General features: G+C 63.7%; 20 protein-coding genes. 9 read left to right on the top strand and 11 right to left on the bottom strand.

What is annotated here, in order from left to right:
- Positions 1-39: 39 nt before the first annotated feature.
- Genes uppS through rfbC form a run of 3 tightly spaced genes read left to right on the top strand, consistent with a single transcriptional unit; the run spans position 40 to position 2,222 of the window.
- Positions 40-762, top strand: a complete 723-nt coding sequence (uppS, locus tag IC609_RS01320; RefSeq protein ID WP_225223946.1) for a polyprenyl diphosphate synthase — start codon at positions 40-42, stop codon at positions 760-762.
- Positions 763-794: 32 nt separating this feature from the next.
- Positions 795-1,667 (top strand): glucose-1-phosphate thymidylyltransferase RfbA, encoded by an 873-nt coding sequence (gene rfbA / locus IC609_RS01315; RefSeq protein WP_191817656.1) that lies wholly within the window; start codon positions 795-797, stop codon positions 1,665-1,667.
- Positions 1,668-1,670: 3 nt separating this feature from the next.
- A complete protein-coding gene (rfbC, locus tag IC609_RS01310; RefSeq protein ID WP_191817655.1) occupies positions 1,671-2,222 on the top strand; it encodes a dTDP-4-dehydrorhamnose 3,5-epimerase in 552 nt (183 codons plus the stop codon).
- Here the strand turns inward: rfbC and IC609_RS01305 are convergent.
- Together IC609_RS01305 and metK are read right to left on the bottom strand one after the other, a co-directional pair.
- Entirely contained in the window at positions 2,138-2,875 is a 738-nt protein-coding gene (locus IC609_RS01305) for a phosphoribosyltransferase (RefSeq protein ID WP_191817654.1), read from the bottom strand. The genes rfbC and IC609_RS01305 overlap by 85 nt on opposite strands.
- A gap of 236 nt (positions 2,876-3,111) precedes the next feature.
- On the bottom strand, positions 3,112-4,293 hold the full coding sequence (metK, locus tag IC609_RS01300; protein ID WP_191817653.1) for a methionine adenosyltransferase: 1,182 nt from the start codon (positions 4,291-4,293) through the stop codon (positions 3,112-3,114).
- Positions 4,294-4,469: 176 nt separating this feature from the next.
- Here metK and IC609_RS01295 point away from each other — a divergent pair, with 176 nt between their 5' ends.
- From IC609_RS01295 to IC609_RS01280, 4 genes are all read left to right on the top strand, one after another.
- Positions 4,470-4,691, top strand: coding sequence for a SlyX family protein (locus tag IC609_RS01295; protein WP_191817652.1), 222 nt, complete (start codon positions 4,470-4,472; stop codon positions 4,689-4,691).
- An 8-nt stretch (positions 4,692-4,699) separates the two neighbouring features.
- Entirely contained in the window at positions 4,700-5,740 is a 1,041-nt protein-coding gene (locus IC609_RS01290; protein WP_191817651.1) for an RNA methyltransferase, read from the top strand.
- 132 nt (positions 5,741-5,872) lie between these two features.
- Positions 5,873-7,012 (top strand): YjgN family protein, encoded by a 1,140-nt coding sequence (locus IC609_RS01285; protein WP_191817650.1) that lies wholly within the window; start codon positions 5,873-5,875, stop codon positions 7,010-7,012.
- A gap of 13 nt (positions 7,013-7,025) precedes the next feature.
- Positions 7,026-8,090: a M48 family metallopeptidase gene (locus tag IC609_RS01280; protein WP_191817649.1), complete on the top strand. Its 1,065-nt coding sequence runs from the start codon at positions 7,026-7,028 to the stop codon at positions 8,088-8,090.
- Here IC609_RS01280 and IC609_RS01275 read toward each other — a convergent pair whose 3' ends face one another.
- The 3 genes from IC609_RS01275 to IC609_RS01265 are packed head-to-tail and all read right to left on the bottom strand — an operon-like array spanning position 8,091 to position 11,040.
- A complete protein-coding gene (locus tag IC609_RS01275; RefSeq protein ID WP_191817648.1) occupies positions 8,091-8,993 on the bottom strand; it encodes a DMT family transporter in 903 nt (300 codons plus the stop codon).
- Positions 8,990-9,493, bottom strand: coding sequence for a methylated-DNA--[protein]-cysteine S-methyltransferase (locus tag IC609_RS01270; RefSeq protein WP_191817647.1), 504 nt, complete (start codon positions 9,491-9,493; stop codon positions 8,990-8,992). Before IC609_RS01270 ends, IC609_RS01275 begins: the two co-directional genes overlap by 4 nt.
- Entirely contained in the window at positions 9,490-11,040 is a 1,551-nt protein-coding gene (locus tag IC609_RS01265; RefSeq protein WP_191817646.1) for a DNA-3-methyladenine glycosylase 2 family protein, read from the bottom strand. Before IC609_RS01265 ends, IC609_RS01270 begins: the two co-directional genes overlap by 4 nt.
- Before the next feature lie 125 nt (positions 11,041-11,165).
- On the opposite strand from IC609_RS01265, the gene IC609_RS01260 reads away from it, so the two are divergent.
- Both IC609_RS01260 and IC609_RS01255 read left to right on the top strand, forming a co-directional pair.
- Positions 11,166-12,569 carry a phosphomannomutase/phosphoglucomutase gene (locus tag IC609_RS01260; protein ID WP_191817645.1) on the top strand — a complete coding sequence of 468 codons (1,404 nt, stop codon included), beginning with the start codon at positions 11,166-11,168 and terminating at the stop codon, positions 12,567-12,569.
- A gap of 8 nt (positions 12,570-12,577) precedes the next feature.
- On the top strand, positions 12,578-13,852 hold the full coding sequence (locus tag IC609_RS01255) for a 3-deoxy-D-manno-octulosonic acid transferase (RefSeq protein WP_225223945.1): 1,275 nt from the start codon (positions 12,578-12,580) through the stop codon (positions 13,850-13,852).
- Positions 13,853-13,944: 92 nt separating this feature from the next.
- Here the strand turns inward: IC609_RS01255 and IC609_RS01250 are convergent, their stop codons facing one another.
- From IC609_RS01250 to IC609_RS01225, 6 genes are read right to left on the bottom strand one after another with little or no spacing between them, the layout of a single operon-like run.
- The gene (locus IC609_RS01250; protein ID WP_191817643.1) at positions 13,945-15,318 is read right to left on the bottom strand and encodes a TolC family outer membrane protein; all 1,374 of its coding nucleotides are present in this window, start codon (positions 15,316-15,318) and stop codon (positions 13,945-13,947) included.
- A 34-nt stretch (positions 15,319-15,352) separates the two neighbouring features.
- Positions 15,353-15,682, bottom strand: a complete 330-nt coding sequence (locus tag IC609_RS01245) for a rhodanese-like domain-containing protein (RefSeq protein ID WP_191817642.1) — start codon at positions 15,680-15,682, stop codon at positions 15,353-15,355.
- A gap of 3 nt (positions 15,683-15,685) precedes the next feature.
- Positions 15,686-16,339: a protein-L-isoaspartate O-methyltransferase family protein gene (locus tag IC609_RS01240; protein ID WP_191817641.1), complete on the bottom strand. Its 654-nt coding sequence runs from the start codon at positions 16,337-16,339 to the stop codon at positions 15,686-15,688.
- Between the two features lie 40 nt (positions 16,340-16,379).
- Positions 16,380-19,556 carry an efflux RND transporter permease subunit gene (locus tag IC609_RS01235; protein WP_191817640.1) on the bottom strand — a complete coding sequence of 1,059 codons (3,177 nt, stop codon included), beginning with the start codon at positions 19,554-19,556 and terminating at the stop codon, positions 16,380-16,382.
- 12 nt (positions 19,557-19,568) lie between these two features.
- Positions 19,569-20,705 carry an efflux RND transporter periplasmic adaptor subunit gene (locus IC609_RS01230; RefSeq protein ID WP_191817639.1) on the bottom strand — a complete coding sequence of 379 codons (1,137 nt, stop codon included), beginning with the start codon at positions 20,703-20,705 and terminating at the stop codon, positions 19,569-19,571.
- Entirely contained in the window at positions 20,702-21,349 is a 648-nt protein-coding gene (locus IC609_RS01225) for a TetR/AcrR family transcriptional regulator (RefSeq protein WP_191817638.1), read from the bottom strand. The genes IC609_RS01230 and IC609_RS01225 overlap by 4 nt, the downstream gene beginning before the upstream one ends.
- Positions 21,350-21,494 lie beyond the last annotated feature (145 nt).

Raw genomic sequence — 21,494 nt, 5'->3', positions numbered from 1 at the left:
CTTTAGAATCCTCTGGCATTCCACACGACCCCCTGCACCTTGTCGCAAGCTCCTTCCCCTTCCGCCACTCCCCGCCACGTGGCCATCATCATGGATGGCAATCGGCGGTGGGCTAAAAACAGGTTCATGCCCGCAGCGTTGGGCCATGCGGCCGGGGCCAAGCGTGTGCGTGAGGTGGTGCAGGCCTGTGCCGAAGCGGGGGTCACGCACCTGAGCCTGTTCGCTTTCAGCACGGAAAACTGGAAACGCCCCGAAGACGAGGTCAGCAGCCTGATGGGCTTGTTCATGACCTACCTCCAGAAGGAGGTGGCCTCGATGAACGCCAACGGCGTGCGTCTGAGGGTGCTGGGCGATACCCAGCGGTTTTCCGAACCTTTGAGGGAGCTGATTGCCGACGCGCAGCAGCGGACAGCAGCCAACCAGGGCATCACCCTGATGGTTTGTGCCAATTACGGTGGCCGTTGGGACATGCTCCATGCGGTCAAGTCCTGGCAGCAGGCGCACCCCGGCCAATCCCTGCAGGCTTTGACCGAAGACGCGTTGGCACCCTACCTGAGTACGGCCGATGCACCGGAGGTGGACTTGCTGATCCGCACAGGTGGCGAGTCGCGTGTGAGCAACTTCCTGCTCTGGCAAGCGGCTTATGCCGAGCTGTTTTTCACCGACGATTTGTGGCCTGACTTCGGGGCCGATCGCCTGCGCGAGGCCATCTCCTGGTTTGGACAACGCGACCGCCGTTTCGGCTCGTCGGCACCCCTGTAACGCACTGAGCACACAGGTTCAAGGACACACCCATGCAAAAACGCAAAGGCATCATTTTGGCGGGCGGTTCGGGCACACGCCTGTACCCGGTGACCCAGGCGGTCAGCAAACAGCTGATGCCGATTTACGACAAGCCCATGGTGTATTACCCGCTCACCACGCTGATGCTGGCGGGCATCCGCGATGTGTTGCTGATCAGCACACCGCAGGACACGCCCCGTTTCAGTGACTTGCTGGGGGACGGCAGCCAGTGGGGCATGAACATCCAGTACGCAGTGCAACCCAGCCCGGATGGGCTGGCCCAGGCCTTCATCATCGGCAAGGACTTCGTGGGCCAGGACCCGAGCGCGCTGGTGCTGGGGGACAACATTTTCTATGGGCATGACCTCGTCAAGCTGATGCACAGTGCCCATGCTCGTACCAGCGGGGCCAGCGTGTTCGCCTACCACGTGCACGATCCGGAGCGCTACGGTGTGGTGGAGTTCGATGCCGACTTCCGGGCCTTGTCGATCGAGGAAAAACCGCAGTCGCCCAAGAGCAACTACGCCGTCACCGGTCTGTATTTCTATGACCAGCAGGTCTGCGACATCGCGGCCGACATCCGGCCATCGGCCCGGGGTGAGCTGGAGATCACCGACGTGAACAAGCGCTATCTCGCGCAGCAGCAACTCAATGTGGAAATCATGGGCCGTGGTTATGCCTGGCTGGACACGGGCACGCACGACAGCTTGCTCGAAGCCGCCGGCTTCATTGCCACGCTGCAAAAGCGCCAGGGCCTGATGGTCGCGTGCCCCGAAGAAATTGCCTTTCACCAGAAATGGATCGATGCAGCCGCGCTGCAAAAACTGGCGCAACCCCTGGCCAAGAACGGCTACGGCCAGTACCTGCTGAATTTGCTGAAGTAAGCCATGCCCTACACCGTCACGCCCACCGAGATCCCTGATGTCCTGATCCTTGAGCCCAAGGTCTTTGGCGATGCGCGGGGCTTCTTTTTTGAATCCTTCAATGCACGCGACTTTGCCCAGGCCACCGGCCTGGATGTGGACTTTGTGCAGGACAACCACAGCAAGTCGGCCCAAGGCGTGCTGCGTGGTTTGCACTACCAGATCCAGCATCCGCAGGGCAAGCTGGTGCGTGTGGTGCAAGGCGAGGTGTTCGATGTGGCGGTGGACCTGCGCAAAAGCTCGGCCACGTTTGGCCGGTGGGTCGGGGTCCACCTGAGCGCCGACAACCACCGCCAGCTGTGGGTGCCCCCCGGGTTCGCGCATGGCTTTGTGGTCACGAGCGAGAGCGCCGAGTTCCTCTACAAGACCACCGATTACTGGTACCCCGAGCACGAGCGCAGCCTGCTGTGGTCGGACCCGACCGTGGCGGTTCAATGGCCACTGTGCACGGCCCCTTTGCTGGCCGCCAAGGATGCTGCAGGCCGTCTGCTGGCCGATGCCGACGTGTTTGCCTGATTCAAAGAGGACGGCGGTTCGTTGAACAAGGTGCGCTGGTGCAATTGGGCCATCACTTCCTCGTCGCTGACCTGCTCGAACATTTCGTAAAACTGCCCGACGCCCTGGAAGAAGGGCGGCACAGACAGGCAAATCACCTCATCGGCCAGGGGGCGGATCTTGCTCAATGCTTCGGTTGAAGCGACGGGCACTGCGCACACCAGACGACTGGGGCGCTGCGCTCGCAGTGCAATCAGTGCCGCCATCATGGTGGCCCCCGTGGCCAGCCCATCGTCCACCACAATCACCAAGCGCCCGACGGCGCTGATGGGGGCACGGATCGCGGTGTAATGCCGCCGCCGCTCTTGCAACAGCTGCAATTGCCTTTGTCTCTCGGCCTGCACATAAGGTGCGCTGGCACCCAGTGTGCTCGCATGCGGACTCAGCCAGGTGTGGCCGTTTTCATCCACGGCCCCAATTGCCACCTCGGGGTCAAAAGGCGCGCACAGCTTGTGCACCAGCACCACGTCCAGGTCGCCTTGCAGTGCCTCGGCCAGGATACGGCCCATCGGCACCGCACCACGCGGGATGGTCAGAATCAGCGGGTGCTGGCCGCGGTAGCGCATCAGCCTTTGGGCCAGCTGCTGCGCAGCGTCTGATCGGTCCTTGAACATCGTTCTTCCTTTTGTCTGAAGACATTGTGGAAAGAACGCCGCTTTTTTTCGGCTGTCTGGACCATGAAAAAGGCCGCACCGGATGAAGGGTGCGGCCTGGCGTGTGTGTTGGCGAACTGAACTTACAGCCTGGCCGCTGCACGCAGCGCTTGTGCTTTGTGGTCTTCACTCACATTCGCTGCGCTCATATGAGTTCCGCCCCAAGGCTGCTGAAGCGCCTTCGGCGCTTGCAGTCCTTACAGGCCTGCCGCTGCACGCAGCGCAGCAGCCTTGTCAGTTCTCTCCCAAGTGAACTCGGGTTCGTCGCGGCCAAAGTGGCCATAGGCGGCGGTCTTGGTGTAAATCGGGCGCAGCAGGTCCAGCATCTGGATGATGCCTTTGGGGCGCAGGTCGAAGTGCTCGGCCACCAGGGCGGAGAGCACCTCGTCGGACACTTTGCCAGTGCCCAGGGTGTTCACGGTGATGTTCATCGGACGGGCCACGCCAATCGCGTAGGCCACCTGGATCTGGCACTTCTCGGCCAGGCCTGCGGCCACGATGTTCTTGGCCACGTAGCGGGCGGCGTAAGCGGCCGAGCGGTCCACCTTGGAGGGGTCTTTGCCCGAGAAAGCGCCGCCGCCGTGCGGGCAAGCGCCGCCGTAGGTGTCGACGATGATCTTGCGGCCGGTCAGGCCGCAGTCGCCCTGGGGGCCGCCAATCACAAAACGACCTGTGGGATTGATCAGGTACTTGGTGTCCTGCAGCCACTCTTTGGGCAGCACGGGCTTGATGATTTCTTCGATGATGGCTTCGGTGAAGCTGGCCTTCATCTTGGTGGCCGATTCCGACTGGTCGGGGCTGTGTTGGGTGGACAGCACCACGGTGTCGATGCTGTGGGGTTTGCCGTCCACATAGCGCATGGTCACCTGGCTCTTGGCATCGGGGCGCAGGAAGGGCAGACGGCCGTCCTTGCGCAGCTGCGCCTGGCGCTCGACCAGGCGGTGGGCGTAGTAGATGGGCGCGGGCATCAGCTCGGGCGTTTCGCTGCAGGCGTAGCCGAACATCAGGCCCTGGTCGCCTGCGCCGATGTTCAGGTGGTCGTCAGAGGCGTGGTCCACGCCCTGGGCGATGTCGTTGGACTGCTTGTCGTAGCAGACCATGACCGCGCAACCCTTGTAGTCGATGCCGTAGTCGGTGTTGTCGTAACCGATGCGCTTGATGGTGTCGCGCGCCACCTGGATGTAGTCCACATGCGCGTTGGTGGTGATCTCGCCAGCCAGCACCACCAGACCGGTGTTGGTCAGGGTTTCGGCGGCCACACGGCTGCGGGGGTCTTGCTGGAAGATGGCGTCGAGGATCGCGTCGGAGATCTGGTCGGCGACCTTGTCGGGGTGGCCTTCCGAGACGGATTCGGACGTGAAGAGAAAGTCGTTGGACATGAAAAAAGCTCCTGTTTTGCAGTGGTTGTTCGGCGTTGCCGACCCTGAAAACCCGGAGCCTGGCGAACGCTTTAGCAGGATTTGTGAATCGCCCTGCAAGTTGTTCAATAACTCGGCGATGGTTAGATTATAAAAGATGACAAAGCCCTGCTGAAAATCATGTCCAATACGTGCTTATGGATATTCCCACCCCCATTGAAAACCGTTTGATCGATCTGGAAATCAAGGCCGGTTTCACCGAAGACCTGCTGGACCAGCTCAATGCCCAGGTGTTTCGCCAGCAGCAGCAAATCGACGCGCTCATCCACGAGTTGCGCACCTTGCGCGACCGCATGCCCGAAGGTGGCGGTGGTGCCGATGTGCGCAACCTGCGCGACGAGATCCCGCCGCACTATTGAGCCCTGCCATGTGGAGCGTGCAGGACATCCGTGAGCGTCTGCGTGCCCTGGGGGCCCGGCCCAAGCACGAGCTGCGGGTGCTGCGCCTGTGGGCGCAGGCGCAGCCGCAGGACAGTGGACGGCGCGCACTCGACAGCTTCATGCCCACCGCCTTGCGCGATGCGCTGCCGCAGTTGAGCCAGGATCTGGCCGCCTTGGCCACACTGCGCGAGCAACACCCCGCCGAAGACGGCTCGGCCCGCCTGCTGGTGGGCCTCAGGGACGGGCAAACGGTCGAGAGTGTGCTGTTGCCCCGCGATGGCCTGTGCGTGTCCTCTCAGGTGGGCTGCGCGGTGGGCTGCGTGTTTTGCATGACCGGGCGCGAAGGCCTGGTGCGCCAGGTGGGCAGCGCCGAGATCGTGGCCCAGGTGGCACTGGCCCGCAGTCTGCGCCCGGTGAAAAAGGTGGTGTTCATGGGCATGGGGGAGCCCTCGCACAACCTCGATCAGGTCATGGAGGCCATCGACCTGCTGGGCACGGTGGGCAACATCGGCCACAAGAACTTGGTGTTTTCCACGGTGGGTGACGAGCGCGTGTTTGAACGCTTGCCGCAGGGGCTGGTCAAGCCTGCGCTGGCCTTGTCGCTGCACACCACGCGGGCCGATTTGCGGGCGCAGCTGCTGCCCCGAGCGCCAAGGTGGGACCCGCAGGACCTGGTGGAGGCGGGTGAGCGCTACGCGCGCGCCACCGGCTACCCGATCCAGTACCAGTGGACGCTGATCGAGGGCGTCAATGACAGCGACGAAGAGATCGAAGGCATCGTGCGGCTGCTCAAGGGCAAATACGCGCTGATGAACATGATCCCCTACAACGCCGTGCCCGACCTGCCTTACGCCCGGCCCAGCTGGGAGCGTGCGGCAGCCATCGCACGCACCCTGCACCAGCGCGGCGTGCTGACCAAGCTGCGCCAGTCGGCCGGGCAGGACGTGGATGGGGGCTGCGGCCAGCTGCGCGCGCGGGAGGTGATGCAGCGGGTGAAGATCGTGCGTGCGCTTGCCGCTCAGGGTTGATTCCTGGAACCCGGTTGGTAACCCGAAAGAACCTCTCTTTGGCTTGATCTTGGATTTATTTAATTATTAAGTGGTAAATTATTTTGCACGGAAGGGCCGCGACGTGCTCGCCGTATCTCTGAAAGGACGACCGTGCAAGACCCGAACCTCCAAGCGAGTGCAGAACATTCGGCACCACTTCACCAAAGCCGCATCCGTTTCACGGGCAGTGGCTCCGAGTTTTTTCGCATCTGGTCCGTCAATCTGCTGCTGACGCTGGTCACGCTCACGCTGTACTGGCCTTTTGCCCGTGCGCGCCGATTGACGTTTTTCCACAACCACACCGAAGTGCAGGGCCATGCCCTTGGTTTTCATGGCGATCCGTGGAAGATGTTCCGGGGGCATCTGGTGTTGCTCGTGGTCGGGGGGACTTATGCGGCACTGTCTTATCTGTGGCCCACATACCAATGGCTTGGACTGGCGTTGATGGCATTGGTCTGGCCTGCCTTGTGGCGAGCAGCTTTGGGTTTCCGGATGCGCAACACCAGCTGGCGCGGTGTGCGTTTTGATTTTGAAGGTGATCTGGTGCAAGCCTACAAAGCATTCTTGCCCTTGTTTGTTCCAGGCATTGCGTTGAATGTCCTGCCGCTTTGGATCAAACCCGATCCTGAATCCGTGAAAATTCTTGGGCTGGGCGCGTTGGCCATTTCGGGCGTCTTTTTGCTGGTGCTGCCTTGGCTGATGGTTCAGGTCTATCGGTTCCAGCACAACGGCTACCGCTTTGCGCAAGAGTGCAGTGCCTTGACACTCAAGGCATCTGCACTTTACTGGCTGTTCATGAAGTTATTGCTGGTGTTCATCGGCCTGGTCGCGGTGCTGGTGGGCGTGGGCTTCTTGATGGTCAAGGTGCTGCTTTGGAACCCTGCCATCGTGATCCCGGCTTTGATGGGTTTGGGTTATTTTCTGTCGTTCATCGCCATTTACAGTTTGGCCGTGGTGCTGACTCAGAACCTGCTGTGGTCCCACACCGCCAGCGCGCATGTGCGCTTGCACAGCGATTTGTCTTTCTGGCGCTTTCTGGGCTGGAGTGCGCTGAATTGGCTGTTCATCGTGTTGACGCTGGGTTTGTACTGGCCCTTTGCCGCAGTGCGCATGGCCCGCATGCGGCTGGAAGCCATCACGGTGGAGATCGATGGCGATGTCGGCACCTGGGTGTCGCAAGTGCCGCCAGGTTCTGCGGGTGTTCTGGCCGATGCCTCGGGGGACTTCTTCGGCATGGACATGGGTTTGTGACAACTTGGCAGGCATGCAAGACGCTTTACCCACCACCTGGTTTGATGGCCTCAGCCCGCAAGGGCTGGCCGTGTCTGTGACTTTGGCGCAGGGGCAATTGCTGGTTCAAGGCGATGGCCTTGAACGCACTTATGCCTTGCCCAGCGTGCGCTGGCCTGAAAAATCGCGCCATGGCCCCCGCCTGTGTGATCTGCCCGATGGCAGCAGCCTGCAGCACGCCAACGCAGCCCAATGGGACGAGTGGTTCGAGCGGCAGGGCTTTCGTCCCTCCTGGGTGGTGGCCACCACCTTGAGTTGGCGGGCTGTGATGGCCTCGGTGCTGGGCATTGCGGTGATCGCTGCGGCGGCTTGGCGTTGGGGCATCCCGGCGGCCAGCGAGTGGGTGGCGCCGCAAATTCCTTTGCCGCTGCAGCAGCGCATTGGCTCGCAGGCCCTTGAGCAGATCCAGGGTCTTTGGCTCAAACCCACCGCCATCGGTTCTGACGAACAAGCCCGCTTGCGCGACCGGTTTGGGCAGATGACTCAAGCCGCGCAAACGCCCGAGCAACGGCTTCACCTCCAGCCGCCTGTGCCCTGGCGATTGCACTTTTACAAAGCACCCGCGTTGGGCGCCAATGCGTTTGCCTTGCCTGGCGGCGACGTGGTGTTGACCGATGGCATGGTGGAACTGCTGCGTGACCAGCCCGATGCGTTGATGGGGGTGCTGGCCCATGAACTGGGGCATGTCGAACACCACCACGGCATGCAGATGGTGGTCAAGACCAGCCTGCTGAGTGCCTTGGTCGGCGCGGTGATCGGCGATGCGGGCAGCTTCTTGACGGCGATTCCCATGTTGCTGGCCACGCAAGGTTATTCGCGCGATGCCGAACGCGAGGCCGATGAAGCGGCCGCCTTGTTTCTGCACCGCAACCACATCCACCCGCGTGTCATGGCCGTGTTGTTCGAGCGCCTGCGCAAGCAAGCCAAGGACAAAAGCAAGGATTCCGGCACTTCGGTGCAGGATGTCTTGCCCATTGGTCTGGCCAGCCACCCGTCCGATGCGCAGCGCATCGCGTTTTTCACCAACTGGCAGCCCTGATCAGGTCTTGCGCTGGCCGATGTGGATCAAGCCACTCGACAACGCGGTGCCCAAGAGCACGATGAGGCCACACCCCAGCATCCAGGGGGTCACTGTTTCGCCCAGCAACACCACGCCATACAAGATGGCAAACACCGGCACCATGAAAGTCACCGTCAGTGCCTTGGCCGGGCCGGTGTTCTCGATCAGCTTGAAATAGAGGATGTACGCCAGCCCCGTGCACACGATGCCCACCGTGAGCAAGGCACCCCAGGCGTGCAGGCTGGGCAGGTGCTCCGGTCGCCACCACAGGGCGGGCAGTGCCAAAGCCAGGGCTGCGCCCATCTGGCTGCCGGTGGCCGTGACCAGCGGCGGCAGGCTGGGGATGTGCTTTTTGGTGAAGCTGGCCGACAGGGCATAGCAGACCGTTGCCCCCAGGCAGGCCAGCACCGCCCAGAACGGGGCGATGCCTGAGTCGTTGGGCTTGAACGAGGCTTCGCCCCCGGCCAGCAGGGCCACGCCCGCAAAGCCCAGCGCCAGTCCCAGGCTGCGCGACTGACCTGGCCGGTCGCCCAGCCACAGCCAGGCGACGATGGCACCGAACAGCGGCACCGTGGCGTTGAGGATCGACGACAGACCCGTGGTGATGTGCATCACGGCAAACGAGTACAGCGCAAACGGGATGCCGGAATTGAGCACGCCCACAAAAAAGATGGGTTTCCAGTGCTGGCGCAGCAGCGGTGCGTGGCCCCGCATGCGCAGGATGGGCCAGAGGAACAGCGCGGCAATCGTCACGCGCACGGCGGCCGTGGGCAGGGGCCCCAGCTCCTGGGCGGCGATGCGCATGAAGAGGAATGAAGAGCCCCAGATCAGGGCCAGCAGCAAGAAGTCGCGAACCCAGGGGCGGGCAGGGGAGGTGGTCATGCAAAGAGGTCGTGGTGGCCTTCGAGCAGCAGCAGCGCACGTTTGCGCTCCAGGCCTCCGGCGTATCCGGTGAGCTGACCTGTGCTGCCCAGCACCCGATGGCAAGGCACGATGATACTCACCGGATTGCGCCCCACCGCCGCACCCACGGCCCGAACGGCCTGGGGGTTGTTCAAGCGCGTGGCCAGTTGGCCGTAACTTTGGTGAGTGCCTGCCGCAATGGCCAGCAGCGCTTGCCACACGGCTTGCTGAAATGCCGTGCCGCGCGACAGGTCCAGCGGCAGATCGAACACGGTCCTGCGCCCGGCAAAGTAGTCCTGAAGTTGCGCTGCAGTGGCTTGCAGCACGGGGTGGTCGGGCGCGGGCTGCCAGCCCTGCACCACAGATGTTTGCGGACCGTGGCGCTGCCCCTCGAACCAGACGCCACACAGGCCCCGGTCGCTGCAGGCGAGGATGAGTTCGCCCAAAGGGCTGGCGGTGCGGGTGGTGAATGTGATCATGGCTTCTCCAGCGCGGTGTGGGATGGGGCAGGCCAGGCCCAGGCGGCCAGCAAGGCGTAACTGCGAAAAGGTTGCCAGACTTGGCCCATGCGCTCGAGCGCTTGGGTGGGCCGGGCCTCATCACGCACCCCCAAGGCGTTTTGCAGCGCCACGTCTTGCACCGGCCAGGCGTCTTCCCAGTGCAGGGTGCGCATGGCCAGGTAGTGGGCTGTCCAAGGGCCGATGCCGGGCAGGGTTTGCAGCGCGCTCAAGGTGGCGGCGACGTCACTGCCCGGTGTCAGCTGCAGTTGACCGCTGTCGACGGCCCGCGCCAGGGCCTGGATGGCGCACTGGCGCTGGCGCACGATGCCCAGGCTGCCCATGAGGACGGCGTTTTCCTCGCGGGCCAAGGTCGCTGCATCAGGAAAATGCCGATTCAGCTCAGGCCAGGGCGTCTGGCAGGGCTGTCCCAGGGCCTGCACCAGGCGGTCGCCCAGTGTGCGGGCAGCCTTGACGGTGATCTGCTGCCCCAGCACGGCGCGCACCGCCAGCTCAAAGTGGTCCAGGCCCCCTGGAATGCGGATGCCGTGGGCCTGCGCGAAGTGGTGTCCGAGCACCGCATGCACCGCAGCCGGATCGGCGTCCAGATCCAGCCACTGGCGCACCTGGGCCACCAACTCGGGCAGCACAGGCAAGAGGCTGGCGCTGGCCTGCAGTTGCACATGGGGCGAATCCGGTGCCCAGCCCAGCACGATCCAGCCCATGAGTGGGCTTGACCGCGAGGCCTTGGGAGACCAGCGCACCGTTCGGTGCAGCTGCGCCCGCAGGCCTTCGCCAGTCCAGAGTTCAACACCCGGCAAGGAGCGGCTTTGCAAAAAGCCCCAGAGGTGTTCGCGCTGCAAGGGCGGGCGGTAGGCCAGCCGAAGTGTCACGGGTGCCTCAGGGTCGCGTGTCTGGGGGCGCAGCTGCCTGGGTGCCAGACGGTAATGTTGGGCAAAGCAGGCATTCATGCGCCGTGTCGAGCCGAAGCCACTGAGGTGGGCGATCTCGGACGTGGGCAGTGGGCTGTCGTGCAGCCACTGCTTGGCCAGCAGCAGGCGCTGAGTTTGCAGGTACTGCAAAGGGGAGACTTGCCAGTGGGTTTCAAACACGCGGCGCAGGTGCCGATCGCTCACGCCCAGCTGGGCGGCCAGCGCGGTCATGGCCGGGGCTTTGCCGCCTTGGGTCAAGGCCTGGTCGAGCAAGCGGGCCGCCGCTTGCGCCAGGATGGCGCTGGCATCGGTGGTGGACCACCAGCGCTGGGCCGGGGCCAGTTCGGGGCGGCACTTGAGGCAAGGCCGGAAACCCGCCGCTTCGGCTTGCGTGGGGGTTTCAAAGAACCGGCAGTTCTTGGGCAAAGGCAAGCGCACCCGGCACACGGGGCGGCAGTAAATGCCTGTGGAGCGCACGCCCATGAAGAACAGTCCGTCAAAGCGGGCATCCTTGTCCTGGAAGGCGCGGTAGCAGCGGCCTTCGTCGACGGGCTGACCGTGCAAGAACAGTTCCAGAGGGGTGTGCATGTGGGGCATGTTAGCCTCAAAAGCCACAGGCACTGGCCATTTCCGGACATGCGGTTTCGAGGCTGTTTCGGAATGCCGATCGGGCATTGACACCTACAATCGATGTCCATTCTTTGTGTACCAACGGGTTCCTCATGCAAGTCAACGCCGCCATCTTCAAAGCCTACGACATCCGGGGCGTTGTGCCGTCCACGCTCAACGAATCGGTGGCCGAGGGTTTGGGTAAAGCTTTTGGCACCCGCGCCCTGGCCGAAGGCCAGCACACTGTGGCCGTGGGGCGTGACGGCCGCCTGAGCGGGCCCAGCCTGTCTGCGGCGCTGATTCGCGGGCTGGTGGCGGCGGGCGTGCGCGTGATCGACGTGGGTCTGTGCACCACGCCCATGCTCTACTTTGCGGCCAATACCGCTTGCCAGAGCGGCATCCAGGTCACTGGCAGTCATAACCCCAAGGACTACAACGGCTTCAAGATGGTGCTGGCCGGGCGCGCCATTTATGGCGATGAGATCCAGGCCCTGCGCCAGACGATGGAGTCGGAGTCCTGGCAACTGCAGGCGGGCGGCAGCATCGAGCACCTGGACGTGCTGGCCGACTACACCCAGCGCATCGTGGGCGATGTGAAGCTGTCGCGACCCATGAAGGTGGTGGTCGATTCGGGCAACGGCATTGCCGGGGCCTCGGCTCCGGGCATCTTCCGGGCGCTGGGCTGCGAGGTGATCGAGCTGTTCAGCGAGGTCGATGGCGAGTTCCCCAACCACCACCCCGACCCCAGCAAGCCCGAGAACCTGCAGGACCTGATCCGCACCCTGCAAAGCACCGACGCCGAGCTGGGCCTGGCCTTTGACGGCGACGGCGACCGCCTGGGCATCGTGACCAAGGACGGTCACAACATCTACCCCGACCGCCAGATGCAGCTGTTTGCCGAAGACGTGCTCCAGCGCGTGCCCGGCGGCACCATTTTGTTTGACGTCAAGTGCTCGCAGCGCCTGGCTCCGGCCATCGAGGCCGCGGGTGGCCAGGCCCTGATGTACAAAACCGGCCACTCCCTCATCAAGGCCAAGATGAAAGAAGTCGAGGCCGTAGGCGGCCAGGCCCCGCTGGGCGGCGAGATGAGCGGCCACATCTTCTTCAAGGAGCGCTGGTACGGCTTTGACGACGGCACCTACGCGGGTGCCCGCCTGCTGGAGATCGTGAGCCGCAGCCCCGATGCCAACGCCGTGCTCAACGCGTTGCCCAGCAGCTTCAGCACGCCCGAGCTGAACGTGGCCTGCGCCGAAGGCGAGCCCCACACCGTGACGCGTGCCCTGCAGGCCAAGGCGGCGCAGGCGTTCCCGTTGCCCGCCAAAGTGTCCGACATCGACGGCCTGCGGGTGGACTGGCCCGATGGCTTTGGCCTGATCCGCGCGTCCAACACCACGCCCGTGCTGGTGCTGCGCTTTGAAGGCCAGACCGAGGCGGCGCTGCACCGCATCGAAGCGGCCATGCTGGCGCTGCTGCGCGAAGTCAAACCCGACGCGCAAGTGGGCGCATCGGCGCATTGATGGCGTTCATGCCTGGCTTGAGCCACACGGTCTACAACCTGCTGGTGCAACTGGCGCAGCCCCTGCTGCGCCGCAAACTGGCGCGCCGTGCGGTCGCCGAGCCGGGTTATGCCGTGGCGGTGCCCGAGCGCTTTGGCCATTACACGCAGCCCCCCGAGGCGTCGTCCGAGCTGGTCTGGGTGCATGCGGTGTCGCTGGGCGAGTCGCGGGCCGCCGGCATTCTGATCCAGGCTTTGCGTGAGGCCTTGCCCGGTGTGCGCATCCTGCTCACCCACGGCACGGCCACGGGCCGCGCCGAAGGGCAGCGGCTGCTGCGTGCAGGCGATGTGCAGGTGTGGCAGCCCTGGGACACCCCTGCGGCCGTCCAGCGTTTCTTGCGGCATTTCCGGCCCCGTCTGGGCCTGCTGATGGAAACCGAAGTCTGGCCCAACCTGGTGCTGCAAAGCAGCGCCGCAGGCGTGCCGCTGGCGCTGGTGAACGCCCGCATGAGCGACAAATCCTTGCGCTCGGCCTTGCGCTGGGCCAGCCTGATGCGGCCGACTTATGGCGCTTTAGCCGCCGTCTGGGCCCAGACCGAGGACGATGCCGGGCGCTTGCGCGCCTTGAGCGCCACGGTGCAGGCCGTCACGGGCAACCTCAAGTTCGATGCGCAGCCCGATGCAGCGCAGTGCGCGCAGGCGCAGACCTGGCGCAGCGGCTTGACGCGGCCTGTGCTCATGTTGGCCAGCAGCCGCGAGGGCGAAGAGGCCCAATGGCTGAAGGCCTTGCGCACTGTCCCTTCGGCCTTGCAGCAGGCCCAATGGCTGATCGTGCCGCGTCATCCGCAGCGGGTAGAAGAGGTGGAGGACTTGCTGTGGCAGGCCGGGCTGACCGTGTCACGCCGCAGCAGCTGGAGTGCGGCAGGCCCGCAGGGCACGGCAGAGGTCTGGCTGGGCGACAGCCTGGGCGAGATGGCGCTCTACTACAGCCTGGCCGACGCGGCCTTGCTGGGGGGCAGCTTTGCACCTTTGGGCGGGCAGAACCTGATCGAGGCCTCTGCCTGTGCCTGCCCTGTGTTCATGGGGCCGCACACCTTCAACTTTGCCGAAGTGGCGCAGCAGGCCGAAGCCGAAGGCGCTGCCCGGCGCGTGCCGGACATGGTGCAGGCGGTAGAGCAGGCTGTTGGCGCTGTGGCAGACACCGTGGGCATGCAAGCCTGGCGGAGTCAGGCGCTCGCGTTCACGCAGGCCCACAAAGGCGCAGCGCGGCGAGTGGCCGCGCTGGTGAAGGATTTGTTGGCCTAGTAGGAGCCGCGCCCTCGCGGCGATGCGGCTCATAAAGGCCGCCCAGGATCATCCCACCATCGGCCCGAGGGCGGGCCTCCTGCAGTAAACGCTCAAGGCGCCAGCAAGGCGTTGATGCTGGCCATGTCCTCGGCCTTGAGCACACCGGCGGCCTGGCGCAGTTTGAGTTGGCCGACCAACACGTCATAGCGGGCCTTGGCCAGATCGCGTTTGGTCTGGTAAAGCTGGCTTTGGCTGTTGAGCACATCGATGTTGATGCGCACGCCCACCTGGTAACCCAGCTTGTTGGCGTCGAGCGCCACCTGGCTGGAGCTCTCAGCCGCTTCGTAGGCCTTGACCTGGCCGAGGCCCGATTGCAGCCCCAGGAAGGCGGTGCGGGTGGCTTGTGCCACTTGGCGCTGCGCACCTTCGAGGTCCATGCGGGCTTTTTCTTCCAGCGCCACGGTTTCGCGCAAGCGGTTTTGGGTGGCGGTGCCCGCGAACAGGGGCAGCGTGGCGGTGATGCCCGCGCTCTTGACCGTGGTCTGGGTATAGTTCACCCCGCCCGCCAGGGCACCAATGCTGGTGCCGTTCAGGTTTTTCTGGACGTTGTAACCCATGGTCAGATCCACGGTGGGTTTGTGCCCGGCCATGGCTTTTTCCGATTCCAGTTTGGCGATGTCCAGGTTGGCGCGGGCTTGCTGGATGGCCGGGTGGGCCTGTTCGCTTTGGGCAATCCAGGTGTCCGCACCCTGGCCTTCAACGGCAGGCAGTGCCGCATTGCTTTTCAGGCGTTGGGGCGTCAGGTCGTTTTTACCGACCAACAGTTCCAGCGCCACTTTCTTCACGCGCAGGTCGTTGTCGGCAGCGATTTCTTGCGCAGTCACCAGGTCATAGCGGGCCTGGGCTTCGCGGGTGTCGGTGATGGTGGCTGTGCCCACTTCAAAGTTGCGCTTGGCGCTGGCCAGCTGTTCTGCAACGGCTTTCTTTTGCGCTTGCACAAAAGTCAGGCTGTCTTGGGAGGCCAGCACATCAAAGTAAGCCTGGCTCACACGCACGATCAGGTCTTGCTCGGCTTGTGACAAGGCCGCTTGTGCCAGGTCCAGCGCTTTTTGGCTTTGCCGGTAAGTGGCCAGGTTGCCCGGGCGGTACAAAGGTTGTGTGGCATTGAGGCCACCGGTTTGTGTGGTGAACGCCCGGTCCTGGGAGTAGGCAGACACCAGAGGCGAGCTGTGGCTTTCGAGCTGGTTGCGTGTTGCGCCCCCGGTCAGTGCCAGCTGCGGCAGCAACTGCGCTTTGCCTTGGTCTGCTTTGGCCAGATTGGCCTCGTACTGGGATTTGGCCGACTGGAAGCTGGCGTCATAGCTTTTGGCCAGGTTGTACAGATCGACCAGGCTTTGCGCCTGGCTGCTGCCTGCAAAGGCCAGTGTCAGCACCAGACTCAGTGGCAATTGGCGAAACAAGGCGGAGGGACGTGACAGCTGCATGGAGATCTTTCGTGAAAGCCTGAAAAAGCGAAGCTCAATAAACGGGAATCTGGGGGTCGACCTGCGCCGACCAGGCGTGGATGCCACCGGCGATGTTCACCACTTCGTAGCCATGACTGGCCAGAAAGTGCGCCACCTGCATGCTGCGGCCGCCGTGGTGGCACAGGCAGGCGATGGGGCGGGTGCGGTCGAGTTCATCCAGTCGCGCCGGGATGGTTTGCATGGGCATGTGCACCAGGTCCAGCTCGGGGGCACTGGCGCTGGCGGTTTGCAGCTCCCAGCCCTCGCGCACGTCCAGCAACACCGGGCGCTGCGCTTGTGCGCTGGCCCACTGTACCAACTGGGATGGGTTGATTTGCTGCATGGCTCAGAACGCGAAGCGCGATGGCTCGTTGAAGCCAGCCAGGCGAGCGGTGTTCACATCCCAGGGCTGGGTGGTGGTGAAGGCGGTTTCGCTGGTGCGGGTCACCACGGTGGCACGCATCATGGGCTCCTGACCCACGATGGCGACCAGGCGGCCGCCGACTTTCAGCTGTGCCAAGAGGGCTTGCGGCACTTCGGCCACGGAGCCGGACAGCAAGATGGCGTCAAAGGGGCCGTCGGCGGCCGCGCCCTGGCTGCCATCGGCCTGGCGCACGGTGACGTTCTCCACACCGGCTTTGTAGAGGTTCTTCTGGGCTTGCGTGGCCAGACCGGCGTCGATTTCCAGGCTCAGCACGCTGGCGGCCTGGTGGGCCAGCAAGGCGGCCATGAAGCCCGAACCAGTACCCACTTCGAGGACCTTGTCGGTTTTTTGCAGAGCCAGGTCCTGCAGCAGGCGCGCCTGCACACGGGGGGCCAACATGACCTGACCGTTGCCCAGCGGGATCTCCATGTCGACAAAAGCCAGGGCCTTGTGGGCCAGCGGCACGAAGTCTTCGCGGCGCACCACGGACAGCAAGGCCAGCACTTGGGGATCCAGGACCTCCCAGGGGCGGATTTGCTGTTCGATCATGTTGAAGCGGGCTTGGTTGAGGTCCATGTTTGACTCCGGGAGGAAAGTTGAGCGATTGGGTCCAATTTTACTGTTTGGGACCTGCACCGGGCTGACCCGCAGGTGCCGGGGCCGGGGGCAGTCCGGCTTGGCGGCGCAACCATTGCGCCAGATCATCCATGTAGCAGTAAACAACGGGCACGACCACCAGTGTCAGCAGTGACGAGGTGATGACGCCACCGATCACGGCCTGGCCCATCGGGGCGCGCTGCTCCGAGCCCTCGGTCAGGGCAAAGGCCAGCGGCACCATGCCGAAAATCATGGCCAGTGTGGTCATCAAGATGGGGCGCAGCCGCACCTTGGCCGCCAGCAGCAGCGCTTCGGTGCGGGCCATGCCATCTTCTCGGGCGCGGATGGCAAAGTCCACCAGCAAGATCGCGTTTTTGGTCACCAGGCCCATGAGCATGATCACACCGATGATCGAGAACATCGACAAGGTGGAGCGGAACACCATCAGCGCCAGCACCACGCCGATCAAGGTCAGGGGCAGGGCAGTCATCAGGGCCAGCGGTTGCAGAAAGCTCTTGAACTGGCTGGCCAAAATCATGTAGATGAAGATCACAGCCAGCGCCAGGGCCGAGATCGCGTAGCCAAACGATTCGGCCATGTTCTTGGTCGAACCGCCAAACTGGTAGCGGTAGCCCGGGGGGAGGTTCAGGCTGTCGAGCACCTGCTTGATGTCGCCCGACACCTGACCGGTGGCTCGGCCATAGGCGTTGGCGTTGATCGCCACTTCGCGTGTCAGGTCGCGGCGGTTGATCTGGTTGGAGCCCGTGGACTCGCTGACCTTGGCCACCTGGCCCAGACGCACCACACGCGGGCTGCCATCGGCGGCAGTGCCCACGGCAAAGGGCAGTCGCTCCAGGTCTTGTGGGCTGTTGCGGCTCTCGGGGGCCAGTCGCACGTTCACATCGTAAGTCTGGTCATCGGGGGCGCGCCAGTTGCCCACCGTCTGGCCTGCCACCAGGGTGCGCAGCGGTGAGGCCAGTTGCCCCGTGCCCAGTCCCAGGTCCGAGGCCGAATCGCGCTGCAAGTCTACGCGGATGGTGGGCTTGTTGGCCTTGACGCTGGAGTCCAGATCGACCAGGCCAGGGATGATCCGGATCTTGTCCATGACCAGCAGGGCTAGGCGTTCGAGCTCGCGCTGGTCCGGGCCTTGCAGTGAAAACTCGATTTGTTTGTTGCCGCCCACGGCATCGAGCAGCCCCGCATGGATCACGGTGATGCCCGGCACCTGGCGCAGCCGCTCGCGCAGCGCAGCCGACATCTGATCCACATTGCGGCTGCGGTCCCTGCGGTCAACCAGGCGGATATAAATGCTCACATTGTTTTTGCCCAGCGCATTGCCGGTGTTGAGCGTGGCCACGGTGTAGCGCACCTCGGGGAATTCGCGCACGATGGCCTCCACCTGCCGGGTCTTGGCTTCGGTGGCCTCAATGGCGCTGCCCACGGGGGTCTGGAAGTTCACCGTGGTTTCCGAAAAGTCGGCCTTGGGCACGAATTCGGTGCCCAGAAAACGCACCATGAAAATGCTCAGGACAAAGATGCCCACGGCCAACAACACGGTCTTGCGCTTGTGCACCAACGACCAGGCCAGGATCTTCTGATAGCCCTCGGAGAGGCGCTCGGTGCCCTCGTCAAACCAGCCCGTGACGCGGCCAATGGTTTTGTCGTACAACGTCACCGGGGCGTGGCGCTGGCCATGGGCCTCGATGCTGGGGTCATGCCAGATGCTTGAGAGCATGGGGTCGAGCGTGAAGCTGACGAACATCGAGATCATCACGGCCGCCACGATGGTGATGCCGAACTCGTGAAAAAACTTGCCGATGATGCCTTCCATGAAACCGATGGGCAAAAACACCGCCACGATGGACAAGGTGGTGGCCAGCACTGCCAGACCGATTTCCTGAGTCCCGTCCAGCGAAGCGTTGTAAGCGTCCTTGCCCATTTGCACATGGCGCACGATGTTTTCGCGCACCACGATGGCGTCGTCGATCAAGAGGCCCACACACAGGCTGAGGGCCATCAGTGTGATCATGTTGATGGTGAAGCCGAACATGTTCATGAACATGAAGGTGCCGATGATCGAGATCGGCAGCGTCAACCCGGTGATGACGGTGGAGCGCCAGGAGTTGAGGAACAAAAACACGATCAGCACGGTGAGGATGGCGCCCTCGATCAGCGTGCGGCGCACGTTGTCCACCGCCACCCGGATTGGGCGCGAGTTGTCGGTGATGGGCTCCAGGCGCAGGCCTGGGGGCAGCTGGTTTTTCAGCTCGGCCACGGTCTTGACCAGACCGTCGATCACCTGGATGGTGTTCTCGTCCTGCGCTTTTTGCACCGACAGCAGCAAGGTGCGCTGGCCGTTGTACAGCGCCAGGCTTTCCAGCTCCTGCGCGCCGTCCTGCACGCGGGCCACTTGCGACAGGCGTATGGCCGTGCTGCCCTTGCGGGCCACGATGATGCTGCCAAAGTCTTCGGGCCGCTTCATGCGCGACTCGATCTGCACCATGCGCTCTTGCTCACGCGAGCGGATCGCGCCCACGGGCAGGTCCTGGTTTTCGTTGCGCACGGCGCTGACCACCTGCTCGGCGGTCACCCCCAGGGCCTCCATGGCGGCGGGCTGCAGGTACAGGTTGATCTCGCGACGGGTGCCGCCCACCAGCGTGACCGAGCCCACGCCACGCACGTTTTCGAGGCGCTTTTTCAGCACCTGCTCGGACCAGTTGGTGATCTCCACCGAGGACGGTCCGGTGCCGTCGGTCTTTTCAGGAATCACGGCCAGCGACCAGACGGCGCGGGCTGAGGGGTCAAAGCGCAGGACACGTGGTTCCTTGACCTCGGTGCGCAGGTTGGGTCGGATGGCGGCGACTTTTTCACGCACGTCTTCGGCCGCCTTGCGGCCGTCGATGTGCAGCTGGAACTCGATCACCACCACCGACTGGTTTTCGTAGCTGCGCGACGTCAGGGCGTTGATGCCCGCGATCGAATTGACCCCTTCCTCGATCTTCTTGGAGACTTCGCTCTCCACGATCTCGGGCGAGGCACCAGGGTATTCGGTGCTGACCACCACCACCGGGAAGTCGATGTTGGGAAACTGGTCAACTTTGAGCCGTTGGTAAGCAAACAGGCCCAGCACCACCAGGGCCAGCATGACCATGGTCGCGAAAACGGGGTTTTTCAGACTGACACGGGTGAACCACATGGATCAGATCCTTCAGCGCACGCCGGCGGTGAACTTCACGGCGGTGCCTTCACGCACGGCCCCGGCGCTGCCAGCGAGCACCTGCATGCCTTCGCTCAGGCCTTGCACTTCGACCCAGGTCAGGGTGTTGTTTTGCACGGTTTTTTCGGCGCGTGCGCCGGTCTGCACCGTCACGTGGCGGATCTGCGCCTTGTCCACCACCTGCACGTAGGGCTGGGGTTTGTCGGTGCGCACGCTGGAGAGCGGCACCGCCAGCGCCTGGATGCTGCGTGTCCCCAGGCTGCCCTCGGCAAACAGGCCCTGGCGCAGGCCCTCGTCACCGGTCACGCCCAGGTACACCATCACACTGCGGCTGCCAGCCTGGGCTGCCGGGCTGATGCGCAGCACCTTGGCCTGCAGGGGCTCTTCCAGGCCCTCCACCTTGAGCTTGGCCTTCATGCCCACGCGCACCTGGCTGGCATCGGCCGCAGGCAGGGCGGCTTCGATTTCCAGTTGCGTCAGGTTCACGACTTCGACGATGCGGGCGTCGGGCGCCACGCGCTCGCCGGGCTGGGCCAGCCGCTGCGAAACCTGACCGTCGATGGGCGAGCGCACGGTGGCGTCGTCCAGCGCCTTGCGCGCCACATCCAGCCCTGCGAGGGCGGCCATGTGCGTGGCCTTGGCCCCATTGAGCGTGAACGCCGAGTTTTGCAAGGCGGTTTGCGAGATGAAGCCTTGGTCCACCAGGGCCTTGTTGTTGTCGTACTGTTTTTGTGCCGTTTCGACCTGGGCCTGTGCGGCATCGGCTTGCTGCTTGGCCTGGCGCTCGCGGGCCTGGTATTCGGTGGGGTCGATGCGGGCAATGATTTGCCCGGCCTTGACCTGGTCGCCCTCGCGCACCACCAGGTCCATCAGTTCACCCGCCACGCGCGCCTTGATGAGCGCGCTCTGGCTGGCCTTGAGCGAGCCCGAAATCGGCAGACCCACGGTCATGTCCATTTTTTGTGCAGTGATGACATCGCTGGCACCGAGCTCGATCAAAGAGGTGTTGGTGGCCGCCTCTGGGCCGCTGCTGCTTGCGGCCTTGCGCTGTCCGGCCCAGCGTGCGCCGCCTGCGATCAGGACAGCCGCGGCCAAGCCAGTGAGGATCCAGAGGGTAGAACGTTTCATGGTGATTCAGTCGGTGAAAGACCACGCACCAGCAGCTGGGCGTGTTGAGAGATGAAGGCTTCGGGGTCGATTTGCTCGGTCTGTGGGCAGCACGGCCCCATCGAGTGTTTCCACATGATCAAAAAGAGCAGCGGCGTGATGACGGAGTGCACAGCCAGGTCCAGGTTGACCGGGCGGAACTCTTGGCGGTCAATGCCCCGCTGCAGCACGGCGCGCACCATGGCGTGGCCGGGCGTGATCACTTCTTCCTGGAAGAAGCGGGCCAGGTCAGGGAAGTTGTTGGCCTCGCTCATGATCAGCTTGGAAATGCCGGAGGCCTTGGTCGCGCCGTAGCGCCGCCACCATTCGAGCATCAAGAATTCGAGCAACTCGCCCGCACTGCCCTCGAAGCGGGCGATTTCTTCGGCGCCTTCGGTCTGGTGTCTGACCAGGTTCTCGCGCACCACGGCTTTGAACAGCTCTTCCTTGCTGGGGAAATACAGGAACAGGGTGCCTTTGGAGACCCCGGCGCGGATGGCCACCTCTTCGGAGCGGGTCGCTGCAAAGCCTTTTTCCACGAACAGATCCAGCGCCGCCTCCAGCAGTTCACCGGGGCGGGCCTCTTTGCGGCGTTCGCGTTTGTGGGGGGTGTTCAGGTCGGACAAGGCCGGAAATCAGTTAATGACTGGAAGGTTAGTAATGTAGGCGCAGGCTGGCTCCGCGTCAAGACCGGCGGTGTGAATGACGGGTAAATAAAAAGGGGCCGAAGCCCCTTGATGGTGGTTGGAGCCACAGACCCACCCATACCCT

Origin of the sequence: Limnohabitans radicicola, assembly GCF_014837235.1 — a bacterium.
Taxonomy (GTDB): Bacteria; Pseudomonadota; Gammaproteobacteria; order Burkholderiales; family Burkholderiaceae_C; genus Limnohabitans_A; species Limnohabitans_A radicicola.
This window is presented reverse-complemented; position numbering and strand designations above follow the sequence as displayed.

Bases quoted from the DNA above. Each gene is read 5' to 3' on its own strand.
- rfbA (WP_191817656.1), top strand. From the start codon at position 795: ATGCAAAAACGCAAAGGCATCATTTTGGCGGGCGGTTCGGGCACACGC.
- rfbC (WP_191817655.1), top strand. From the start codon at position 1,671: ATGCCCTACACCGTCACGCCCACCGAGATCCCTGATGTCCTGATCCTT.
- IC609_RS01305 (WP_191817654.1), bottom strand. From the start codon at position 2,875: ATGTTCAAGGACCGATCAGACGCTGCGCAGCAGCTGGCCCAAAGGCTG.
- metK (WP_191817653.1), bottom strand. From the start codon at position 4,293: ATGTCCAACGACTTTCTCTTCACGTCCGAATCCGTCTCGGAAGGCCAC.
- IC609_RS01295 (WP_191817652.1), top strand. From the start codon at position 4,470: ATGGATATTCCCACCCCCATTGAAAACCGTTTGATCGATCTGGAAATC.
- IC609_RS01290 (WP_191817651.1), top strand. From the start codon at position 4,700: ATGTGGAGCGTGCAGGACATCCGTGAGCGTCTGCGTGCCCTGGGGGCC.
- IC609_RS01280 (WP_191817649.1), top strand. From the start codon at position 7,026: ATGCAAGACGCTTTACCCACCACCTGGTTTGATGGCCTCAGCCCGCAA.
- IC609_RS01275 (WP_191817648.1), bottom strand. From the start codon at position 8,993: ATGACCACCTCCCCTGCCCGCCCCTGGGTTCGCGACTTCTTGCTGCTG.
- IC609_RS01270 (WP_191817647.1), bottom strand. From the start codon at position 9,493: ATGATCACATTCACCACCCGCACCGCCAGCCCTTTGGGCGAACTCATC.
- IC609_RS01265 (WP_191817646.1), bottom strand. From the start codon at position 11,040: ATGCCCCACATGCACACCCCTCTGGAACTGTTCTTGCACGGTCAGCCC.
- IC609_RS01260 (WP_191817645.1), top strand. From the start codon at position 11,166: ATGCAAGTCAACGCCGCCATCTTCAAAGCCTACGACATCCGGGGCGTT.
- IC609_RS01255 (WP_225223945.1), top strand. From the start codon at position 12,578: ATGCCTGGCTTGAGCCACACGGTCTACAACCTGCTGGTGCAACTGGCG.
- IC609_RS01250 (WP_191817643.1), bottom strand. From the start codon at position 15,318: ATGCAGCTGTCACGTCCCTCCGCCTTGTTTCGCCAATTGCCACTGAGT.
- IC609_RS01245 (WP_191817642.1), bottom strand. From the start codon at position 15,682: ATGCAGCAAATCAACCCATCCCAGTTGGTACAGTGGGCCAGCGCACAA.
- IC609_RS01240 (WP_191817641.1), bottom strand. From the start codon at position 16,339: ATGGACCTCAACCAAGCCCGCTTCAACATGATCGAACAGCAAATCCGC.
- IC609_RS01235 (WP_191817640.1), bottom strand. From the start codon at position 19,556: ATGTGGTTCACCCGTGTCAGTCTGAAAAACCCCGTTTTCGCGACCATG.
- IC609_RS01230 (WP_191817639.1), bottom strand. From the start codon at position 20,705: ATGAAACGTTCTACCCTCTGGATCCTCACTGGCTTGGCCGCGGCTGTC.